This window comes from Bacillota bacterium, from assembly GCA_012837335.1.
Taxonomy (GTDB): domain Bacteria; phylum Bacillota; class Limnochordia; order Darwinibacteriales; family DTU012; genus DTU012.
Map to the genome: position 1 here is coordinate 1 of DURM01000056.1, position 21,081 is coordinate 21,081.

General features: G+C 46.3%; 22 protein-coding genes. 4 read left to right on the forward strand and 18 right to left on the reverse strand.

Going from position 1 to position 21,081, the window contains the following annotated elements; genetic code table 11:
* Positions 1 to 235 precede the first annotated feature (235 nt).
* The gene (locus GX019_07645; GenBank protein HHT37038.1) at positions 236 to 1,423 is read left to right on the forward strand and encodes an MBL fold metallo-hydrolase; all 1,188 of its coding nucleotides are present in this window, start codon (positions 236 to 238) and stop codon (positions 1,421 to 1,423) included.
* A 116-nt stretch (positions 1,424 to 1,539) separates the two neighbouring features.
* Here the strand turns inward: GX019_07645 and GX019_07650 are convergent, their stop codons facing one another.
* Both GX019_07650 and GX019_07655 read right to left on the reverse strand, forming a co-directional pair.
* The gene (locus tag GX019_07650) at positions 1,540 to 2,070 is read right to left on the reverse strand and encodes a DUF4256 domain-containing protein (protein ID HHT37039.1); all 531 of its coding nucleotides are present in this window, start codon (positions 2,068 to 2,070) and stop codon (positions 1,540 to 1,542) included.
* A 6-nt stretch (positions 2,071 to 2,076) separates the two neighbouring features.
* Positions 2,077 to 2,538 carry a hypothetical protein gene (locus GX019_07655; protein HHT37040.1) on the reverse strand — a complete coding sequence of 154 codons (462 nt, stop codon included), beginning with the start codon at positions 2,536 to 2,538 and terminating at the stop codon, positions 2,077 to 2,079.
* 148 nt (positions 2,539 to 2,686) lie between these two features.
* Here GX019_07655 and GX019_07660 point away from each other — a divergent pair, with 148 nt between their 5' ends.
* Positions 2,687 to 3,565 carry an AEC family transporter gene (locus GX019_07660; GenBank protein HHT37041.1) on the forward strand — a complete coding sequence of 293 codons (879 nt, stop codon included), beginning with the start codon at positions 2,687 to 2,689 and terminating at the stop codon, positions 3,563 to 3,565.
* A gap of 29 nt (positions 3,566 to 3,594) precedes the next feature.
* Here GX019_07660 and GX019_07665 read toward each other — a convergent pair whose 3' ends face one another.
* The 16 genes from GX019_07665 to GX019_07740 all read right to left on the reverse strand — a co-directional run bounded on the left by GX019_07665 (position 3,595) and on the right by GX019_07740 (position 19,293).
* Complete coding sequence (locus GX019_07665) at positions 3,595 to 6,867, reverse strand: hypothetical protein (GenBank protein HHT37042.1); 3,273 nt, start codon at positions 6,865 to 6,867, stop codon at positions 3,595 to 3,597.
* 138 nt (positions 6,868 to 7,005) lie between these two features.
* Complete coding sequence (locus tag GX019_07670) at positions 7,006 to 8,103, reverse strand: DUF362 domain-containing protein (GenBank protein ID HHT37043.1); 1,098 nt, start codon at positions 8,101 to 8,103, stop codon at positions 7,006 to 7,008.
* A 29-nt stretch (positions 8,104 to 8,132) separates the two neighbouring features.
* The gene (locus tag GX019_07675) at positions 8,133 to 8,336 is read right to left on the reverse strand and encodes a DUF4177 domain-containing protein (protein ID HHT37044.1); all 204 of its coding nucleotides are present in this window, start codon (positions 8,334 to 8,336) and stop codon (positions 8,133 to 8,135) included.
* A gap of 19 nt (positions 8,337 to 8,355) precedes the next feature.
* On the reverse strand, positions 8,356 to 9,111 hold the full coding sequence (locus GX019_07680; protein ID HHT37045.1) for an ABC transporter ATP-binding protein: 756 nt from the start codon (positions 9,109 to 9,111) through the stop codon (positions 8,356 to 8,358).
* Entirely contained in the window at positions 9,104 to 9,889 is a 786-nt protein-coding gene (locus GX019_07685) for an ABC transporter permease (protein ID HHT37046.1), read from the reverse strand. The genes GX019_07680 and GX019_07685 overlap by 8 nt, the downstream gene beginning before the upstream one ends.
* Positions 9,867 to 10,841, reverse strand: a complete 975-nt coding sequence (locus GX019_07690; GenBank protein HHT37047.1) for an ABC transporter substrate-binding protein — start codon at positions 10,839 to 10,841, stop codon at positions 9,867 to 9,869. The genes GX019_07685 and GX019_07690 overlap by 23 nt, the downstream gene beginning before the upstream one ends.
* A gap of 32 nt (positions 10,842 to 10,873) precedes the next feature.
* Positions 10,874 to 12,586 (reverse strand): 2Fe-2S iron-sulfur cluster binding domain-containing protein, encoded by a 1,713-nt coding sequence (locus tag GX019_07695; GenBank protein ID HHT37048.1) that lies wholly within the window; start codon positions 12,584 to 12,586, stop codon positions 10,874 to 10,876.
* Between the two features lie 29 nt (positions 12,587 to 12,615).
* Complete coding sequence (nuoF, locus tag GX019_07700) at positions 12,616 to 14,418, reverse strand: NADH-quinone oxidoreductase subunit NuoF (GenBank protein HHT37049.1); 1,803 nt, start codon at positions 14,416 to 14,418, stop codon at positions 12,616 to 12,618.
* A 2-nt stretch (positions 14,419 to 14,420) separates the two neighbouring features.
* The gene (locus GX019_07705) at positions 14,421 to 14,795 is read right to left on the reverse strand and encodes a (2Fe-2S) ferredoxin domain-containing protein (GenBank protein HHT37050.1); all 375 of its coding nucleotides are present in this window, start codon (positions 14,793 to 14,795) and stop codon (positions 14,421 to 14,423) included.
* Between the two features lie 3 nt (positions 14,796 to 14,798).
* Positions 14,799 to 15,347 (reverse strand): ATP-binding protein, encoded by a 549-nt coding sequence (locus GX019_07710; protein HHT37051.1) that lies wholly within the window; start codon positions 15,345 to 15,347, stop codon positions 14,799 to 14,801.
* Between the two features lie 27 nt (positions 15,348 to 15,374).
* Complete coding sequence (nuoE, locus tag GX019_07715; GenBank protein HHT37052.1) at positions 15,375 to 15,923, reverse strand: NADH-quinone oxidoreductase subunit NuoE; 549 nt, start codon at positions 15,921 to 15,923, stop codon at positions 15,375 to 15,377.
* Positions 15,924 to 16,089: 166 nt separating this feature from the next.
* Positions 16,090 to 16,794, reverse strand: coding sequence for a PHP domain-containing protein (locus GX019_07720; protein ID HHT37053.1), 705 nt, complete (start codon positions 16,792 to 16,794; stop codon positions 16,090 to 16,092).
* 20 nt (positions 16,795 to 16,814) lie between these two features.
* Entirely contained in the window at positions 16,815 to 17,141 is a 327-nt protein-coding gene (locus GX019_07725) for a serine kinase (protein ID HHT37054.1), read from the reverse strand.
* Positions 17,142 to 17,149: 8 nt separating this feature from the next.
* Positions 17,150 to 18,460: a 4Fe-4S dicluster domain-containing protein gene (locus tag GX019_07730; GenBank protein ID HHT37055.1), complete on the reverse strand. Its 1,311-nt coding sequence runs from the start codon at positions 18,458 to 18,460 to the stop codon at positions 17,150 to 17,152.
* Positions 18,461 to 18,495: 35 nt separating this feature from the next.
* Positions 18,496 to 18,918 carry an anti-sigma regulatory factor gene (locus GX019_07735; protein HHT37056.1) on the reverse strand — a complete coding sequence of 141 codons (423 nt, stop codon included), beginning with the start codon at positions 18,916 to 18,918 and terminating at the stop codon, positions 18,496 to 18,498.
* A gap of 15 nt (positions 18,919 to 18,933) precedes the next feature.
* Positions 18,934 to 19,293: a hypothetical protein gene (locus GX019_07740; GenBank protein ID HHT37057.1), complete on the reverse strand. Its 360-nt coding sequence runs from the start codon at positions 19,291 to 19,293 to the stop codon at positions 18,934 to 18,936.
* 216 nt (positions 19,294 to 19,509) lie between these two features.
* Between GX019_07740 and GX019_07745 the strand changes: the two genes are divergently transcribed.
* Positions 19,510 to 20,163 (forward strand): HAD hydrolase-like protein, encoded by a 654-nt coding sequence (locus GX019_07745; protein HHT37058.1) that lies wholly within the window; start codon positions 19,510 to 19,512, stop codon positions 20,161 to 20,163.
* A gap of 238 nt (positions 20,164 to 20,401) precedes the next feature.
* Positions 20,402 to 20,815 carry a DUF2294 domain-containing protein gene (locus GX019_07750; protein HHT37059.1) on the forward strand — a complete coding sequence of 138 codons (414 nt, stop codon included), beginning with the start codon at positions 20,402 to 20,404 and terminating at the stop codon, positions 20,813 to 20,815.
* Positions 20,816 to 21,081 lie beyond the last annotated feature (266 nt).

Here is a 21,081-nt window from a genome sequence, read left to right on the forward strand (position 1 = left end):
AAGTGCAGCTGTATACCACGTCAATTTTACCTCAATCTCCTCATCCAATATATTATAAACCATTTTATTGCAAACATTGTAATTATATCCTATCCTACTCTAATTGGCAAGGTGTTCTATCACAGGGCAGAAGCCTAGCAAATTTTTATCTTTTCAAAGGATATTAATGAATTCTCCCGTATACTATTGGTGAATTGAGTCTGCAGCAGTCCGCAAGATCATAAGGAGGAAGACGATGAAAAAACTTATTAAAAATAATGTTTATTGGGTAGGTAAGATTGATTGGGAACTTGATACTTTCCACGGCGATGATTATTCCATCAATCATGGTTCCAGTCAGAACGCTTACTTAATCCAGGAAGAGAAAACCGTTCTCATTGACACAGTGTGGCTTCCCCATTCAAATGAGTTCATCGAAAACCTAGCAAGTGAAATTAATCTGAACGAAATCGATATGATCGTGATCAATCACGGTGAAGTTGACCACAGCGGCGCCCTGCCCGCCTTGATGGAACGAATCCCGGATACCCCTATTTACTGCACAGCCAATGCTGTAAAGTCTCTGGTTGGCCAGTACCACCATCCGGAATGGAACTTCAATGTGGTGAAAACCGGCGACTCGATCGACATCGGCAGCGGCAAGAAACTGTTCTTTGTCGAAATGCGGATGCTGCACTGGCCTGACAGTATGGCAACATATTTAACTGAAGATAATATCCTCTTCTCCAATGATGCTTTCGGCCAGCACTTTGCTGTCGAAGAGTTGTTTGCCGACCGAGCTGATCAATGTCTCTTATGGATGGAAGCAATGAAGTACTACGCCAACATCTTGAACCCATATTCAGCTTTGGTAAAGAGAAAAATTGAAGAGATTAAAGCTCTAAACCTGCCGATCGATATCATTGCCACCAGTCATGGCGCAATCTGGCGGGACAACCCGATGCAGATTGTGGAGAAATACTACGAGTGGTCGCAGGATTACCAAGAAAACCAGATTACCGTTATTTACGACACGATGTGGGACGGAACTAAAAAGCTGGCTCACCGCATCGCCAGTGAGATCGATCGGTTAGCACCGGATACTGCGGTTAAAGTCTTTAACATCTCTAAAGATGATAAAAACGATATTATGACAGAAGTGTTTAAGTCTAAAGCAATCGCAGTCGGATCCCCCACAGCCGGTCAGAATGTCCTCTCCTCTGTAAGTGGCTGGCTCAGCTTCTTGAAAGACTTGAAGTTTAGAAACAAAAAAGCTGCCGTGTTTGGCTGCTACGGCTGGAGCGGTGAATCTACTAAGATCCTGCGGGAAAGACTCGCGGATGCTGGATTTGAAGTAGTTGAACCGGAAATCCGCTGCCAGTGGAATCCGGAACAAGAAGACTTCGATAAAGCTGCCGCGGTTGCGAAAGCACTTTGTAAATAAATGAGCATGGAAAAACGGAGTACCAAGTGGTGCTCCGTTTTCTGATCCTTTTACAAGTCGACCCTTCCAATCTAGAGGAAACAGCAATTGATGCGGAAATGTTTTGTTACCTTCGATTATACCCTCAACAATCCGCGAAAACCTCTGGAGCTGTAGTACGAGTCAGCCTCATTGTGAAAGACAAATACCGTGTCGTAGCGGCGATCGCAGAACAGCGCTCCACCAAGTTTTCTAATCTTTTCTGGTGTCTTTATCCAGCTGGATGTCTTTAAATCAAAAGCGCCTAATGTCTGCAGGTAGCGGTACTGCTCTTCAGTTAGTATTTCAATTCCCATCGCTGCTGCCAGTTCCAGTGCACTGCCTTCAGGAGGATTCTTTTTCCTAGACAAGCGCGCTTTCTGGTCATAGCAGAGGCTCCTGCGTCCGATTGGACTCTCGGGCGAGCAGTCTACAAAAAGAATCTCTCCGGGTTTGTCCTTAAATTCCACAACATCCGGCTCACCCCCGGTTCGCTCCATTTCTTTCAGGGACTGCAGGATTTCCCTGCTTGCCTTCAGCTTCGCCTCCACTTCTTCCCATTTGATCCCGGTGTGGCGCTCCATATGCTTTTCAAACCGGTCCTTCAGGATACTCAGGAGTTCAGTCATTATCGTTTACCCCTTCCTTCTCACATTTCTTTTCGCTTCCAGCCACACACAAATAAGTACAAAAGCCAGCACAATATACGGCAGCCGTTTAAATCCGAAATAGAGCAGACCATGTCCGAAGTAACTTGATTTTAACCCGTCACACCAAAATCGCTCAAAACCCGGTAGGAAAAATATAAATATTCCTAGGCAAAGCACACCAATCTGGAGGTTATGGTGCTTGGTAGGTAGAGTTTTAAATATGCCGACAGCAAGAAGCAGTAAAGGCCAATACTGCAGGGTAAGCTGCAGGCTGTTCAGAGGAATTATGCCAGTTTTATGGAGAATTGCAGTGATTACAAAATAAGCAAGCACAATCAAACTGCTTACTATGATAGGCTTCCAGTTAATTTCAACATCCTCTTTAAAGGCAAAGTACCAGAACAGCAGTGGAACAGCAAACAGAGCTAAGAAACATGTGATCAGCATTCTTCTTACTCCATTCCTTTAATTTATCCAATAACCGGCAGGAGTAACTTTCTGTTTGATCACGGCATAGGATGAGTGGCATAGGCTGAAAGGAGATAGTGCTGTGGCGTCAACTGCAGTGTTTGAAAGTATTGTATCGCTTTTTCTGATGATATCAGTTGGTTTTTATGCTGCTCGGAAAAAGATCATTGCCGAGGATGCGAGCACTGTTCTAGTTAATCTTTTAATTCAAATTATCCTTCCCACTATGATCCTTTCTTCCTTTATTTATTCATATGACGATCAAATTAAATCAGAAATAGCCAAGACATTCTATTACAGCCTGACAGCCTACTTGTTGATGATTGTTATTTCTTATCTACTTGTCAAGCCGGTAAAAGGCGATAAAAAAACCGTGCTCCACTTCGCTAATGTGTTTCCCAATACTGGTTATGTGGGGTTTCCAGTCCTCCAGGCTGTTTATGGACCTGAAGGCATCGTCTATGGTTCGGTCTTCAATTTGTTCTTCGTCATCTTTGTCTGGACATATGGCATTATCATCTATCGGGGTGCGTTGAATAAAGAAAACCTTCCCCGGGAGCTGAAGAAGACCCTTCTTAACCCATCAGTTCTCGCAGTATGCGCCGGAATCTTAATCATGGCTTTTGATATTAAGCTGCCCAATGCCCTCTTAGTCAGCATCAGAAATCTCGGCAGCATGACCGGACCTTTATCAATGCTGATCATTGGCATGATCCTATCGGGAGCGAAAGTTGGCAGTTTCACCCGCGACTGGACTTTATACTACGGAGCAGCCTGCAAGCTGGCAGTGATACCTTTAATTATCTATCTCCTGGCACAGCATACCGGTATAACCTCTGTAGCATTAAATTCTGTTATCATCATGACGGCGATGCCTGCTTCAGCCATGACCTCAATTTTTGCCCACAGTTTCGACAAGGAAAAAGATTACGCAGCGGTAGTTGTTACGCTCACTACCGTGATTTCCGTGGTTACAATTACACTGTTTCTCAAAGCTATCTTATGATAAAAAAGAGGGAGCAGAATCCCGCTCCCTTAATTACCTGCTGCTGTTGGATCGTCAATGTCCACAGATTCGGTCCTTACTTCTGTAAAACCATAGCGCCCAGTTCTGCCGTGAATTCTTCCGGCATAAATCACTGCCAGTTCCGCAAGAGCAGATACTCTGTCTCCTCCAAACCCGCTTAACGAAGTAAATTTCAGGTATTTAGCATTGGTTACTTTGTCAAAATAGATTTTCTGCACCTTGAACGACGATTTCAATGCGCTTTCTTTAACGTTAATCCACTCGCGGCCATCGCTGCTCATCTCAATCCGGTAATCCTTAATGTGACCGCGACGGAGCCGGTCGTGCTGAGTCTGCATTACAACTAGACCTGCAATCGGAACTTCCCGCTCAAACTCGATGGTAAGACTGTGGGGATGGCTCTTTGCATCATCCCGCCAACCGGATATCCAAAAAGTATTCGGATCCCCATCAATCAGTCGCTCAGCAGTACCAAAGCGCTCACCCTCAGCATCAGCAGTGATGCGGGCGCCCAGCTCCGGCATAATCTGGGTGGGAAATAAGATTTTCTCTAAATCCTGAACAGACAATTCAACTTTAGGTTTAAACTTGTCGCTGTTCATATAGCGGATCAAGCTTTTGAGCAGTTGTTTAGCCCCAGGCCTGGATTCTAAATCGGTCTGCAGATCGGCTGAGCAGATCAGCAGTTTACCACTGCCTACGCGGCATTCGAAAATCAAGCCGAGTTTAAGACTGCGGTTCCAGTCGTCAATCCCCCAGACAATTGGCTCTAACTTATCATGGAGGAGATTCAAGTCTACTGCTCGGCATTGGTGATTGAGAATGTCCTTCCACTGAAAATCCGCGTGGTAATCGGTAGGAAACTCTATCAAAGCCGGATGTTCAGGGTCACAGAGAATTCCCAGGGAACGCTGCCAGCCCGGATTCATCAAGCGGTTCCAGAAAATCGGATAGAATGAAAACGGCGGATGCTCCCAGGAAAGCTGCTGGGCAGCAAAATAAAGCACTTTCTCCCCATCCTCGAGCTTTGCCGCAGCTGTATCGTCAAAGCAATCGGTAACAAAGACTTCACTGCAGTCAACCTCATTTTTATCATCTGGATATACCCAGAAAGCCCAGTCATTTTCATAGGGCAGATCTGCAAACGAAACCATCAGTTTATACTGAGCCGGCGCTTCCCAATCGGCAAAACTTAGTTCCACTTCGTTAACCGGGATTCCGCTTCCAAGAGGAATGTCCTGAACTGGAAACTCACCCTCGGCGGCTGTGGTGCCGTCCTGCCGCAGTACTTTCCAAGTAAGCTTAGCGTTCTTCAGAGGCTCCGCACCGTAATGGTAAACATCAATCGGAATCTTAACAATATCGCCGGTAGTAAATACCCGTGATGTAAACCTAGCCAAGGGCACGGTTTCGCTGCAAAAACGGCGAAACTCTTCAGCTGTGATATAGCCTTTGGATTCCCAAAATACGTTTAAAACACCAACGAGAGCTGTACCCTGCCCGGGATAATCTCGTAAATCCAGCAGCTGAAATCCGCCAATTCCCGGTGTGCGGAGATTAGCTTCAATTTCTTCTTTATAGCAGAGCGCCTGCAGTTTTCCGGATGCAAGCAGAAAATCTTCAGCTTGATCCAGCAGCCCGTTTTCTTTCAATAAATCAAGATAGATTTCATAGTTTTTTGCTTGAAGATGGCCGGTATACTTTTCCACATCATCTAGCTTGGGAAAAGAGCACCACTGCCCTATTTCATGGGTGAGTACCGGCACATTCAATCTTTCCACTACACTGCGAAAATCCGAGCCGTTCCATACACTGGGCCCCCGCAGGCGGTCATAGCCAATGCGCCCCATTACTAGATAATCCTGCTCAGGATACTCGTTGTTCCAATGCTCGTAGTAATCCTCATCAGGATTGAGGCGATCCTGGCGGCCGGTCTGCATGCAGTAAAGCCTTCTGGAATCTTTTTCCTTGAAATGCTTAAGCCAGTTAGGCAGAACCTCTTTCCATAGGCCTAACGGTTCGTTGCCGTGTGACAGGAGCACAAACGAAGGATGATTGCCGTACTCCCTCAAAATCCGCTCTGTTTCTTCGTACAACCACGCCTCTACCTCTGTACCGGGATTCAGCCAGGTCCAAATCGAACACTCAACCTGAAGGTAGATGCCGATCTGATCAGCGGCAATAAAGGCTGCCTTCGGCGGACAAAACGAATGATACCGGACATGGTTGAGTCCATGGTCTTTGCAGACTTGAAAAATTTGCTTCCATGCCTCCACATCCATGGCAGGGTAACCCGTGAGGGGAAATGCTCCCGCATCATGCGTTCCCCTAAAATGAACCGGTCTGTTGTTAAGTACAAACTGAGTACCCTCAGTCCGAAGTTCCCGGATGCCAATGGTCAGACTGCAGGCATCATAGATACTTTCGCCCTGCAGTTCCAAAACAAACTGATGGAGTTTTGGATTAAACTCATCCCACAGCTCTGCGTTATCGCCTAAGCTAACCAAAACCTCGAATCTGCCGCCTGATTCATCCCACCTTATCGGCTGGCTAGTCTCTCCACAGACCAGCTTTCCTTGACCGCTTTTTCCTGTACTGTTCCCGATCTCTACCTGTACCAGCGCTGATTTCGTCTTGATATCAGGATATACATCCGCCTGCTTAATCCACACCGGACTGGATGCAGTCAGATCAATTCGGCCAATAATGCCGTTCCAGGTACTGCCGATGGAATCAGTCATACTGTGACCATCGGGACGAACATCCATCTGCAGCCGATTATCCACTCGAATTGTTAGAGTATAAGTTCCCGGCTCCACCACACCAAGATCGTAGTAGTGGGGTACAGACAAGCTGTTGCTCGATCCAAGCTCTCGATCATCCAACCAAACTGAAGATACCCAATTAACTCGCTCCAGTGTTAATGATATTCTTGATCCCCGCCAACTTTCAGGAACTACAATATCTCGTTGATACCAGGCAGCGCCTCGGTAGTGCTTCTTTGGCTGCAGCCAAAAAGGAACTTTTATATTCCCGGGCTGAGCATACTTGATATATTCATCCCGCAGATACCATAATGGATCGTGGAGACTGCTTGCCCACTCGGTCCCTGCGGTAACCTCATCACCATAGCCCTGCTCCTGCAGGATGCCGGGGAGCACAATGGTGTCTCCCAGCCTCATGCTGTACCACTTTTGTTCAACTCCAACATCGTCCTTATCTAATGCAAAGCGCCAGCTGCCGTGCAGCGACTCAGTTACTGGAAATCTTGCTAAATCCATTTTCACTCTCCTGATCTGCAATTGTTATTTTATATGATACCACATTTACTGCTCTATTGGTGCTCTCAGCTAAAACCCATCACAAACTTTGGTAAAATAAAAACTGCGGAAACGATAGTTCCAGCAGTTCTAGTCCAATCAAAATGTATCTTTTAACATTGCTATTATCGATTTTGCTGTTGGAGGACAGCCATCAATATGGCGGGCAAACCCACGGGTACAGCTGCCGATCCCCACGGCTGAATCGCCTTTCATGCCTTTATAGCCCTGTCCAATAACCAGCCTTCGATCAAGATGATTTAACAGTCCCTGCTCATCCAATCTCGCCAGTGCGTGAATGGCACTCCCATAGCAGGCTGAGCAGGCATCTCGCTCATCAATATATTGGGCTAATTTCGCTACCTCCCGGGAATGGGGAATCCGTTTGGTATGCTGGTGAGAATTCAGCTCTACGACCTGCGCCCTGTTTTCAAGGCGCCTGCCAACCCCAAGTTCTTCTGCCATGGTGATGTAGTCAATTTCATCTGGGCTGTAGCCCAGTAGCTCTGCGGCGTAGGAGTCCACCAACACTGGGTCAGTCCCCACGATAATCCGATCCATCTGCACCGGATTGCCGCCTTCTTCGAAATCTAAATCTCCGACTAAACCATCAACGATAACCAAATCAGTTTTAAGCGCTTTATTCAGCAGCGCAATTGGCTGGTGCAGCCCCAGGCGGTGAAAACGGCGCTTCTCCGAATTCGGGATGCATCCTTTTAGGTTTTTAAGCGCGCACGTAATCTTGGTTTGGCAGTGTCCTTTTAGAACAGGCATGTTAATTAAATAGTCCACATCCCTAACTGCATCGCAGATATCAATCTTGATACCAGCAACAGTCACAGGTGAATAGGTATCTCGCTGCAGATCAATTAATGGTACGCCATACTTTTCAGAAAGCTGAGTGTATCCGCACACCTTAAACGCGCGAGCAGTGCTGTCGCCAATCCATGAACCTTCTAGAATAACGATGTTATTAAATCCATGATCCTTAAGATATGCGATCACTGCCTCGCAGAGTTTCTCCGAGGTAGTTGCGCCGGAACTGGCAGGTTTTGCCACCACCAGATTAGGTTTGATCCCGATGCGGGCATTGCGATCGATCAGATCTTCGATTTTAATCTCAGATAGAACTTGATTAATCATTTCATAAGGGTTGTCTCCATAGATCACATAAAGCATTTGCCTTGAACGGTTCATCCTCTGCCTCCCAAGCCTAGTTTCCCTTTCTAACGCGGTCTTTTAAATACAGCGACCACTTTTCGGCTTGAACCATATGCCTGAGTGGTAGCAAAAACATTGACCAGCTCCCACCCATCTCTTCCCGCAGAATTAAACGACTCATCAAGTTTGGTTAAATCAACCAGTCCACCGGAAAAGCCTTTGCTGTCAAACTCAAGCGTCTTGTACTCCCATTGGGTTCTGTTAGTCATAATCAGAGGTTCCCTCCCCTTAATAAGCCTGCTGAATATCTTTCTTAAGCAGAAATCCTAAGATTTCCTCCAACTTGTGATAAATTTTCTGATCTTTTAAGCTCCGTTCCTGCCGCCGCTGTTCGATGGTTATTTCTCGATGAATTCGCGCTGGTTTATCTGTAAGCAGAATTACCCGATCCGCCATCATTACCGCTTCTTCCGGATCGTGGGTTATAAAAAGAACCGCAAACTGATCCTGGGCGTGCTGCTCTAGAATCAGCTCCTGCAGCTGGTATTTTAAATCAATATCTAAAGACTTGAACGGTTCATCCATCAAAAGCAGTTCAGGTTTGACTGACAGCGCCCTGATAATCTCCAACCTCTGCTTCATACCGCCACTTAGCTGTGCTGGAAAGGCATCTCTGAATGGCGCTAGACCAGTTTTTCTCAAGAGATCGGCTCGAACTACCGCCGCTTCTTCTGGTGGCAGGAAACTATCCTGTACAAAGCTGATGTTAGCTTCAGCCGTTTTCCACGGCAGCAGTCTTGGTTCTTGGAAGATATAAGCTGTTCTTAAGTTCTGCCGCTGGACTACATCCCCTTGATTGGGCTTCAGCAGATCTGCCGCTATATTGAGCAGGGTAGTTTTCCCGCAGCCGGAAGGACCAACTAAAGCGACGATTTCACCGGCATAGATGGATAGTGAAATATTCTCCAGCACCTTCAGTTCATTTCCGCTGGTTGTAAACCTCTTATAAACACTGCGAAGCTCCAATACTGCCTTTTTATTCATGCTGCTTCCACCTTGTTACTCTTTTGTTTAAAGGTACCAAAAAACCATACTCAAACACCAGCATCATCAGAATCAAGACAATTGTCCAGGCAAAAAGTTTCTCGGTTTCCAGATTAGCGTTAGCCATGCTGAGTGCAAAGCCAATTCCGCTTGAGCTGCCTACAAACTCGGCAAAAATTGTGGACTTCCAAGCAAAAGACAAACCCAGACTCACTGCTGAAACTAAGTGGGGAACCAATGCCGGGAAATAAATCTCTGTAATTACTTTGGTCTTAGAACACCGATAAAAGACAGCCATTTCTACCAGCTTTAAATCAATACTTTCCAGCCCCGAGAAGATGTTGATAAAAACAATCGGGAAAGTCACAATGAAGATTAAAAACACCGGAGTCAAATCCGCTGAGATACCAAACCAGATTACCGCCAAAACTACCCAAATCACCGGGGGAATGATCTGGATTACTGTAATAATCGGCCGCAGCAGATCCTGCAGCAAACGGCTTGCTTTAAGAATAAGAGCTGTGATCAGTCCAAAACCAAGGGCAGCCGCGTAACCCACAAAGGTTCTGCGGAAGGTTATTACAATATTTATCCACAGCTGCCCCGAATCCCACAGCTTGATAAGGGCAGTCCAAGTTGCCTGTGGTGACGGCAGGATCAGCGGATGATACTTTTTGGATAAAGTATGCCACAAAATAAGCACTACCAAGATACCAGTAGTGCTTATTAGGGCTTTCTTAAGTGCTTGATTTAATTTATTGGAAGTAGAATTGCTCATCGGGAAGCTTACCACCTATCATCTCTGGATAGAGTTCCATGATAGCATTAAAATAAACTTCGATCAAGCCCTGCGCCTCGTCATCAGGGTAAACGTTAAGGTTGATCCGGGAGAATGATTTCTGCACAACTGCCGCTGGCTGACCAAAGTGCTTTTCCGCTAATTTGGCAGCCTCAGCTGGATTAGCTTTAACCCATTCTACCCCCTGCTGATAGTAAGCACTTAAAGCATCGATCAGCTCAGGATTATCCTGAGCAAAGTCTCCCCTGACAAACAAGCCCACAAAAGGAATCCGGTTATCGCCGTCGTGGAGCTTAGCCCATTCTTCCTGAAGATCGAATGACAGCACCGCTTGATCATAATTATTGAGAGTGATGGTAACCATTGGCTCAGGAAGAACGATGGCATCGAGCTGTCCTAGTTGGAAGCTTTTTGCCGCGTTGGCAGACGGCGCATAAACATACTCAACATCATCAGGATCGACACCATTATGGATCAAAAAGTATCTTGCTAAAAAGTCGAGGGGGCCGCCCATGAGGGGCAGGCTTAAGGTCTTGCCTTTCAGATCGGACCAGCTTTCAGCTTTAAAACCGCTGGTTAATAGATAATCGATCCCCCAAATATTAGTATTCACTAACCTTACATCGATCCCTTTGTTATAAGCTTTGGCGCCTACATTGACTCCTGTCACCAGCATTTCAATATCCTTCTGAGAAAGCAGCGCTAATCCCCGCTGGTGATCAGGGGAAACTGTTAGATCCAATTTAAAAAGGTCAGCCGCTACTCCCTGCTCCTGCATCCAGAACAAGGGCAGGGCGCCCACTGTCGGTGGGGTCTGAATCTTAATCGTTTCTACCTCGCCACCGACAGTAAAGCTTACACCGAATAGAACCACCAGAACTGATAACACATAGATCGGCACTATTTGTTTTTTCATTGTTAGAACCTCCATTCGCCCTGCCGCTGCTCACAGTTAATTCAAGTTTAGCGTTTCCGATACGTTGTATGCAGGAGATGATGTGATTTGCCGCCCAGCGGTTCACCCAAATATTCCTCGTACAGCTTGATAACATCCGGGTTTTCGTGGGACTTGCGAATTGTATTGGTTTTATCAATGCTGGCCAGACCTTGAGCGCGTTTTTGCTTAGTCTCCAGCGTTGAGGGGATCGGCTGTCCGCCGCCACCTACACAACCATGCGGGCAGGCCATGACCTCAATCCAGTCGTATTCACACTTGCCTGCTCTCACCTCATCCAGCACTTTAGCTGCGTTGGCTAAGCCGCTTACAATACCAATCTTATAGATGCGGTCGCCAATTTCTACTTCTGCTTCTCTGACACCCATGATTCCTAAATTCAGTTTCTCCAAGGGTTCACCAGTCAGCACTTCTTTAACAGTTCTTAAAGCAGCTTCAGTAACACCGCCGGTTGTACCGAAGATGGTGCCAGCACCGGTAGCGTGACCCATGATTTGATCATATTCTTCATCTTTTAAATTGACGAAATCGATCCCGGCTTCTTTAATCATCCGAGCCAGCTCACGGGTGGTGAGAACTGCGTCAGTATCTTGGAATCCGCTGTCGCGGTGTTCTTCACGTGCCCTCTCGAATTTCTTGGCCGTACAGGGCATGATCGATACTGTAAAGATATTCTTTGGATCAATCTTAGTCTGCTCAGCATAGTAAGTTTTAGTAATAGTCGAGAACATCTGCTGAGGAGACTTAGCTGTCGATAAGTTATCGAGCAGATCTGAGTAGTTTTGCTCAGCATATTTCACCCAGCCGGGACAGCAGGATGTAATATGGGGCAGGTTTTTATTGCCCTTAATTCTACTGATAAACTCATTTCCCTCTTCCAGGATAGTTAGGTCAGCTGTGAACTCAGTAGAGAACACTTTATTGAAACCTAGGCGTCTTAGAGCTGCAATCAGCTTACCGGTTACAACTGTGCCCGGTTCCAGTCCAAACTCCTCACCAATGCTGACTTGAATTGTAGGAGCTGTCTGTACTACAACATGCTTGTCTGGATCTGCCAGCGCGTCCCAGACTCTATCAATATCGTTAACCTCAGTGATAGCACCAACCGGACAGACAGCAGCGCACTGTCCGCATTTAGAGCAGTTGACTTCACTTTGAGGCAGATCAAAAGCAGTAGTTACAATCGAATCAAAACCGCGGCCGGTGAACTCCAGAGTACCGAGGCCTTGAATTTCTTCGCAGACCCTAACGCAGCGTCCGCACAGAATGCATTTATTCGGATCGCGCTTTAAGGCAACGCCCTGTGTATCAAGCTCCAAATTGCGTTTTTCGCCATCAAATCTCTCGACGGATTCCCGCGTAATACCGAGATTATAAGTTAAGTCCTGCAGTTCGCAGCTGCCACTGCGATCGCAGCCAAGGCAGTCGTTTGGATGATTAGCTAACAGAAGTTCAACATTCATTTTCCGAGCCTTGCGGGCTGCTGCACTGCGAGTGCTGATTTTCATTCCATCATTAGCAGGCGCTACACATGAAGCCAGCAGCCGGTGGGTGTTCATATCCTCGACTACGCACACACGGCAGGAGCCGTGCAGAGATAAATCAGGATGATAGCATAAGGTAGGAATTGAAATCCCAACTTGGCGAGCTGCTTCTAATATGGTAGTACCCGCTTCGACCTCTACAACTTGGTCATCTATTGTTAAGGTGATCTTGCTCATCAACCGACACTCCTTTCTAATCCTGCTTTTTAACCCTGGGCAATTGCCTTGACCGGGCATTTGTCGGCACAGGCTCCACAGCTGATGCAAAGCTGAGGATTGATCGAATGCGGTTTCTTGCGTTCACCGGTGATTGCTCCGGTCGGGCAAACCCTTACGCAAGCTGTGCATCCGATACATTTGCCCTCATCAATTACATAAGCTGCGCTCATGCCAGCACAGACATTAGCAGGACAGCGCTTGTCCCTGATATGGGCTTCATACTCTTCCCGGAAATACTTAAGTGTACTGAGTACAGGGTTCGGAGCCGAACCTCCCAATTGACAGAGGGAAGTGCTCACAATATGCTCACCCAACTCTTCTAGAAGTTCGATATCGCCTTCCCTGCCCTCACCGGAACAGATGCGGTCTAAAATCTCCAGCATCCGTTTAGTTCCTTCGCGACAAGGAGTGCACTTACCGCATGATTCACTCTGGGTAAATTGGAGGAAGAAACGGGCAACATCCACCATACAGGTGCTGTTATCCATTACAACCATTCCGCCCGAGCCCATCATGGCTCCTGCTTGATGCAGCGATTCATAATCAATCGGCAGGTCTAACAGGTCAGCGGGAATACATCCACCGGAAGGTCCACCGATCTGGACAGCCTTCAGTTCGGCACCGTTACTTACTCCCCCGCCGATGTCGAAAATAATCTCTTTCAAGCTCATTCCCATTGGGACTTCTACCAAGCCGGTGTTGTTGATCTTACCGGTTAAGGCAAAGACTTTGGTACCGGTTGAGGTTTCAGTTCCGATCCCCTTAAATGCTTCCGCACCGCGACGAATAATCTCGGGCACGTTACCAAAAGTTTCAACGTTGTTGATATTCGTTGGTTTACCCCAAAGTCCGGATACAGATGGAAACGGCGGTTTCGGGCGGGGCATGCCGCGTTTGCCTTCAATTGAAGCCATCAGAGCGGTTTCTTCACCGCACACAAAAGCACCGGCACCTTTCTTAATTTTCAGTTCGAAATTAAAACCGCTGCCAAAGATATCCTTACCCAAGAATCCGTACTCTCTGGCTTGAGCAAGAGCAATCTCTAAACGGCGAATTGCTAGGGGATACTCTGCCCGGACATAGATATAACCTTCGTCAGCGCCGATGGCGTAACCAGCGATGATCATACCTTCGATAATGCGATGGGGATCGCCCTCAAGCAGACTCCGGTCCATAAAAGCGCCGGGATCGCCTTCGTCAGCATTACAGATCACGTATTTTTTATCACCTGGAGTTTTTCTAGTTAACTCCCATTTCAGCCCAGTTGGGAAACCTGCGCCGCCGCGGCCGCGGAGACCGGACTCCTTAACCTCAGCGACAACCTCTTCCGGTGTCATTTCAGTTAATGCCTTACCGCAGGCTTCATAACCGCCAACTGCGATGTACTCTTTGATGCTTTCTGGGTTAATTCGACCGCAGTTTGCAAGCACAACTCGATGCTGCTTTTTATAGAAATCAATCTCACTGTAAGCTGGGATTTTGGTTTCAGTCCCCAGCTGTGTGTACAGCAATCTATCAACTATTCTGCCCTTGAGGAGGTGCTCTTCTACGATCTCATCAATATCGTCAGCTTTAACCTGACAGTAGAAAACCCCTTCCGGATAAACAATTACAATCGGACCCTTTTCACAGAAACCGTGACATCCTGTTTCGACAAGTTTAACTTCAGTTTCTAAGCCTGATTCCTCTAGCTTTGCTGCAAATCTATTCTTGATATTATCTGCACCGGAGGAAACACAGCCTGTTCCTGTACATATTAAGACATGAGAGCGGTAAAATTTTGGATTCACGACTATATTCCTCCTTCCTCATGACGAGCAATGGCTAAGTCTTCAACTATATTGCCATTGATGATATGCTCAACAATAATGCGCTCTGCATCTTTTGCGGTTAATTTACCGTAGGTGATGCGTTCTTTGCCCGGCAGCTGAACATCCATCAAAGGTTCCTGCTCGCACATGCCGATGCATCCGGTTTGAGTTGTGATAACATCTAAATTGCGTTTTTCTAGCTCTTTAAGAACAGCTTGGAGAACATCTCTGGCACCGGCAGCGATTCCACATGTGCCCATGCCGATGACGATCTTTGGTTTTCCGGAGCTGTTGCGCGCAGATATTTCCTTTTCTAATTCTGCCCTTAACTGTCTCAATTCCTCTAGTGATTTCACAGATCACTCACCTCCATAAAGGTCTTCTAATCCTTGGGTTATGAATTTTCTCAACCACATTGTAACTGCTTGGTGGTTAATGGGAACTCCACCTAGTTCAGCTTTTATATCTCTGGTGTCGAGGGTAAAGATGCTATCCTCATACGTGTGCTGATAGATAATGTCAATCTCGGGATTCATAAGAATCAATCCATGGAGTGTTCCTGCTATATCGCCGATTGGCGCCCGATCCAAATGATGGTAGATGAAAGTTGCCGTAACCTCTGTGCCTACTCCGACCGTGGACTTTACAACAAGGTCTCCGCCGGCCCTTTGAGCAGCCTGGGCAAAAAGGGAAAGGCCCAGTCCTACTTCCCGGGTCTTTCTCGTCGTATAAAAAGGATCAGTTATCTGCTTCAGCATACTTTGGGGAATGCCGCGACCATTATCAGTAATTATAATCCGTAATAAGTCCTCCGCTGGTTTTTCATCGATGCTGATGCCGACTAAAGAAGCAGAAGCAGCGATTGAATTCTGCGCGATATCCAGGATATGCAGGGACAACTCTCTCATATATTTACCTCAACCTCAAATCGTTCGCTATTGGGTAACTGTCGCCTTGCTGTCGGCATGTTCTGCTTCAGCAGCTATTGTACGGCCCTTGTACTGCTCCAGAACAGCAGATACACTTTCAGGAGTAAGCCGGCCGTGAGTATCGTCATTAATCATGATTACCGGTGCCAGTCCGCAGGCACCAATGCAGGCTACAGTCTCTAAGGTAAACTCCAGATCATCTGTTGTGCCGCCACTCTTAATATCCAATTCTTTTTCAATCGCTTTCAGAACTTCAGCTCCGCCCCTTACGTGACAAGCTGTACCGGTGCAGACCCTGATAATATTCTTGCCCCGCGGCTTAAGATGAAACTGAGTGTAAAAAGTCACAACTCCATACACTTTGGCTAAGGGCAGTCCAAGGTTTGCTGCGATTTCACTTAATATGTCTTGCGGAAGATACCCATACTGATCTTGTGCTTCCTGGAGAATCGGAATCAAATTATGCTGCTCAGGAGCGTAACTACTCAAGATCTCTTTTAAGGGTGCGAGATACTTTTCATAACTTTCTTTTCCATGACCACACACGCAAGCCATTTGCTCCCCATCCTTTCTATTTCTCTTAACTATATTGTGATTATTTTAACATAGCCTTACATAAAATTAACCCCCGGTGAGCAGGGATTGTTAGTGAATTCACATACTTTTACTTCATTATACTTAGGGGCATTCTATTTGTCAATAGGATAATTTGATATTTCCATCACAATGTTGCTGACAGCATTTTCAGGATCGCTTCATCTACAGCAAAACCCCTAATAGAGTCCAGATAATGGCTGTCTGAACCCTGCATCCACTGGTACTGCCGCAGTTCAGGACGAGCATTCATAAAAACTTCAGGCTCGCTGTTCTGCGAGATTTCGATTACCTTAATACCAGCACCAGGTGGGATAAAACCCAGCTGCGTCAGAATACTGTTTACAGGACGATCAACATGGGCCGGAACTGCCAGACCACCAAGTTCAGTGATTGTTTTCACAGCTTCTGTCAATGAAATATCCGCAGCTGCTGCCAGCAGCTGTTCTTCTTTAGCAGTATACTGATCATTGAGATCCGTGAGCAGCTGATATCCGAAGAGTTCTTCAGTGTTCGGCAGATGAGGCAGGCGCGGTTTGATGATGCTTTCCCACTCAAACAAGGCATCAAGCTCTGAAAAATAGCAGAGCAGATGCACTTCCTCTCGGGTCTCAACTTCCATGCCCGGAATCAATTTGAGCCCGCTTTTCGCTGCTAATTCCAGAGCGACCCGGATATTCCCAGCCGAGTTATGATCAGTAATGGCGATACAATCTAAACCAATCTTAAGCGCCTGTTTGATAATATTACCGGGAGTCATTAAGATATGAGCGCAGGGCGATAAACAGCTGTGGATATGCAGATCGCACCTTAAACCGCGTTTTGGTTCCATTGACCAGCCTCCACTTCCGGCTAGAGCCCTAACTCGATCAGCTTGCGGCTCAGTTCATACGCTGTCAGGGGTGTCCGCAAAATATTTACTTCCTTTTCCTCTGCTCTTTTCACTGAAGCGGCTTCGATTTCAAAATTCTCTACAACAATTACGGCAGCCAAATCCGTTAAACTGGCCACAGCCACAACATTCTGGTGTCCCTGAATTGTGATCCACAGGTTATCAGCTTGAGCTTTGGCCATCGCATTACTGAGAAGATCCCCCACATATACTCCTGAAATATCCTTATCGAATATTCCAGAAACCACTTCCAAACCGAGCTGGTCAACCAAATCTTTTACTTTCACTGCTCTGATCACCTATCCTTACCATGCTTATTGCGGTTTTTCATCACCGGAGGCAGTTCATGAATCAATTCAGATAGTTTTTCTGCTAAATCTCCCATCTGTTTCCTCAGCAGAAAGACACAATCGCTCCGACTCGCCAACCCAGTGACAATGTCTTCGGCTAGAGTTTTGCAGTCGGGAGCACCGCAGGCAGCGCAGTCCAAGCCCGGTAACACAGTTATCTCCTGCTCCAGCTGAGACAATTTCTCCATAGCTCTCTTTAAATTGCTGTCCAGCTGCCCGATCTGCAGCGGTTCAAATTTTCCCGGGAGCTTAAAGTGATAGCGGCCATCATCCTGCGGGACCATCTGCTCCCCTTGCGCACGCAGTCGGCGCAGATCATAGCGGGCTTGAAATGGATTAACAACATTAAAAACTCCGCCGACACAGCCGTACTCGCAGGCTGCCAGTTCAAAGTACTTAACGCCTTTAATATTATTGCGGGAAAGCTCATTTAAGAGAGCCTTGACTCGGTGGATGCCCGAAACAGATAAACTGCGCTTTTGGATTGGATCATTGAGAAGCTTGACCTCGCCGCCGCTTTGACCCCACCCTAAACCCAAATATGGGACTGGAAGGTTTTCCTCATCCAAATCTTGACACTTATCCAAAACCGCGAGCACCGCTTGATATACCTGAGATACGGCTATTGTCTTATCAATGGGGCTTTTTTCAATGCCAACCGGATCAAAGGTGGTAGTATTTTTGCCGGGACAGGGGGTAATCAAAAAGACACCGATCTCATCAGGCTCAACACCTTTAGCAGCCGCATCGCTGCGTGCCTTTTCTGCCATGGCATCAACTGGAGCCTTAAAAGGAATCAAATGCTCGGTAAGCTCAGGGTAGAGAATTTTAATCAGCCTAACTACCACCGGACAAGAGGAAGAAATAAAAACGCCAGGGTTAGCAGCTAAAAATTCCGATGTTTTTCTGCTCAAAGCTTCGGCAGCCAGTGACACATCCATTACTTCCTTGAAGCCGAGCCTATAAACCGCATTTTTAATCTTGGCTGGATCAATTCCTTTAAACTGGCCGTAGAAACTAGGCGGAATCAGCGCGATGGGATACTGATAATCGGATACATCTGCAATTCCTGCGGTAAGCGAGTATTTCGCATGATATGCGCAGATCCTTATGCACTCAGCGCAGTCAATGCAGAGTTCGTCCCGAATTCGGGCTTTACCGTTGCGCACCCTGATTGCTTTAGTAGGGCAGTTTTTTACACAGTTAGTACACCCTTCGCATAGTTCTTCCTTTAAAAGCACTGAGTGTTTCTTCATGCGCTTCACTCCCATCGGTTCCGCAGTCATCCAAATTATAAATTAATAATAGCGGTAAACTTGGTACTTCTGCCTTTGCCGGTTTCAACATCAAGCTGATCTGAGTAGTGCTGGATATTGTTTAAGCCCATTCCGGCACCAAAACCCATATCCCGGACGTAATCATCGGCGGTTGAATAGCCCGGCTGAAATGCCTTCTCCAAATCCTCAATTCCTGGACCTTGGTCCTCTGCTGTCACTTTAATCTGCTCGGAGGAAATAGAGACGGTTATTTCTCCTCCCAGCGAGTGGATGATGATGTTCATCTCCATTTCGTAAGTGACAATCGTGACCCTCCGGCTGATGTCCGAGCGAATACCCAGTTTCCTCAGGATATCTTTCAATCGGCTCGAGGTCTCACCGCCGCGGGCAAAATCCCCTTTTGCAATTTTGCTCTGTAAAAGAACCTGCTCCTGCATTTGATCCCTCCGCGCCTACATAATACTGCGCATTGTTTCCGAACCTAATCCCGCCTCATACAGCCGCCCACAGCACTCAAACATTGACAGCGGCGACAGATAGAGATTGATTCCCTTCTCTTGCGCCAAATCAATGGTTTCCTGAGGCGGTCTTTTGCCGCGGACAAAGATAATAAACTTGAGGTCTGTCATCTCTGCAGTGCGAATTACCTGGGGATTTGTCAATCCCGTAAGGAGCATGGTCTTTTCTTGCGAAAATGCCAGAACGTCGCTCATTAAATCGCAGCCGCAGACTGTATCAATTTCATAATCCGGAGCATCAATAATCACTAATGGTTCCAGTTCGATTAACGGAATGATATCAGCCAGCTTCACTGAGATTCTCCCTTCAAATACACCTGCTGTAAATAAACTTGCTCTTTTTTTCACAAACACAGCTTTATAATAATCCTAATCCGCCGTAGGTGGGAAGATTAGGATTTATCTTCTATTTGTATTCTATCAGATTATTAAGCTTAGGGGAAGGGTTGATTCGCAACCAAATTAAGTATAATATGCATATTAGAACAGTATAACTTATAGGAGGATTTCATGAAGGAATACAAGTACATCTTGTTTGATCTTGACGGAACCTTAAGTGACCCTGGAGAAGGCATAATTAACTCCTTAAAATACGCGCTGAAGCAGTTCGGTATTGATGGTGACCCTCAGGTGCTGAGAAAGTTCATCGGTCCCCCACTCGCAGACTCCTTCCAGGAATTCTATAACTTTGATGAAGAGAAAACCAAAGAAGCAATCCGCATTTATCGGGCGTACTTCCACGACCACGGAGTACTGCAAAATGTGATTTATCCCGGCATTCCCGAGCTTCTTGAAGATCTGACCAAAGCCGGTAAGAGTCTTGCTGTGGCCACTACGAAACCGGAGATTTATGCCCATCAGGTTTTAGCATACTTTGAAATTGATCACTTTTTCCGTAAGGATCTGGTAGTGGGCAGCTATTTGGATGGCAGGCGTACCAACAAAGCCGAGCTAATCGCCACTGCTATCGAGCGCCTTGGAGGCGAATCCCATGAAAAAGTAATGGTTGGTGACCGCAAATATGATATTATCGGCGCAAAGGCCAACGGCATTGATGTAATTGGTGTTACCTATGGTTATGGCGAGTTTACAGAAATCGAAGTTCATGAGCCGACAGCCATTGCCGCATCAATAGATGAGTTAAGAGATCTCCTTCTGAATTAACTAACAATTCTTTTACATCTAACCCATTTGATATTGACAACCGAGACAATTTGGACTATGATAAAATAAACACAAACTATTTCACGTTTGGTGGTTTAAAGAGACACCAGTATGGTTGCTCGATAAATAACCAGTGTTTGAAGCTCCTGACGCGTTCAGCTTTAAATACTGGTTTTATTTTTCTTCGCAAATTCACCTCAAAGCCATGGCGAGGCACTGGCGGGAAGGAGAAAGACAAATGTCAGCAGTGGCAAGGCTGCAGAGCCACGAAAAATTTGATGAGCGGGCACGAAGAAAAAAACAGCACGAGCTGAAGATTTACATCGAGAAATATTTCAAAGAGAAACTGGGAAAAGGGGTGGACCATACCCGAGTTACTATTTGGGAAGATATTATAGTTATTAGGGGAGAAGGTTTTCTAACCGAGCCGGAAAGATACCTGTTGAAAACATTGCCAGGCAAAGACATTGTGAATGCGGCGCGAATGCATGTGGCTAAACTCCATGCCCGCGATAATGTTCCCTATATTGAAAAGCTCCTCAGCGCGAAGGTGATCCATCAATCATTTTTAGTCGAAGCGGAACAAGATTTCTGGATGCATGTAATGGTTATGGACCACCCGGTAACCCAAGATAGCCCCAAAACAAAATAGGTAGATCGAGGGGAAACGAAGGAGTTGCCTTGAGATAGACCAGGTTCAGAGCTGCCTCAGCGAAGCTACGAACCTGGTCTTTATTCTTTTTAGGAAGGAGGTTTGTGAGGATCAGATCAGCTTCACCACTTAACTAATTGAGACGTGCTATGAATAGTCAATAGTTATTGTGCACTTTGACAACCACATAGTAATTCCACACTAATTAGTAGAACCGGCTGTCCACTTATAGTTAGGATCAAATGGCCGATTATCAGTCCATAAGG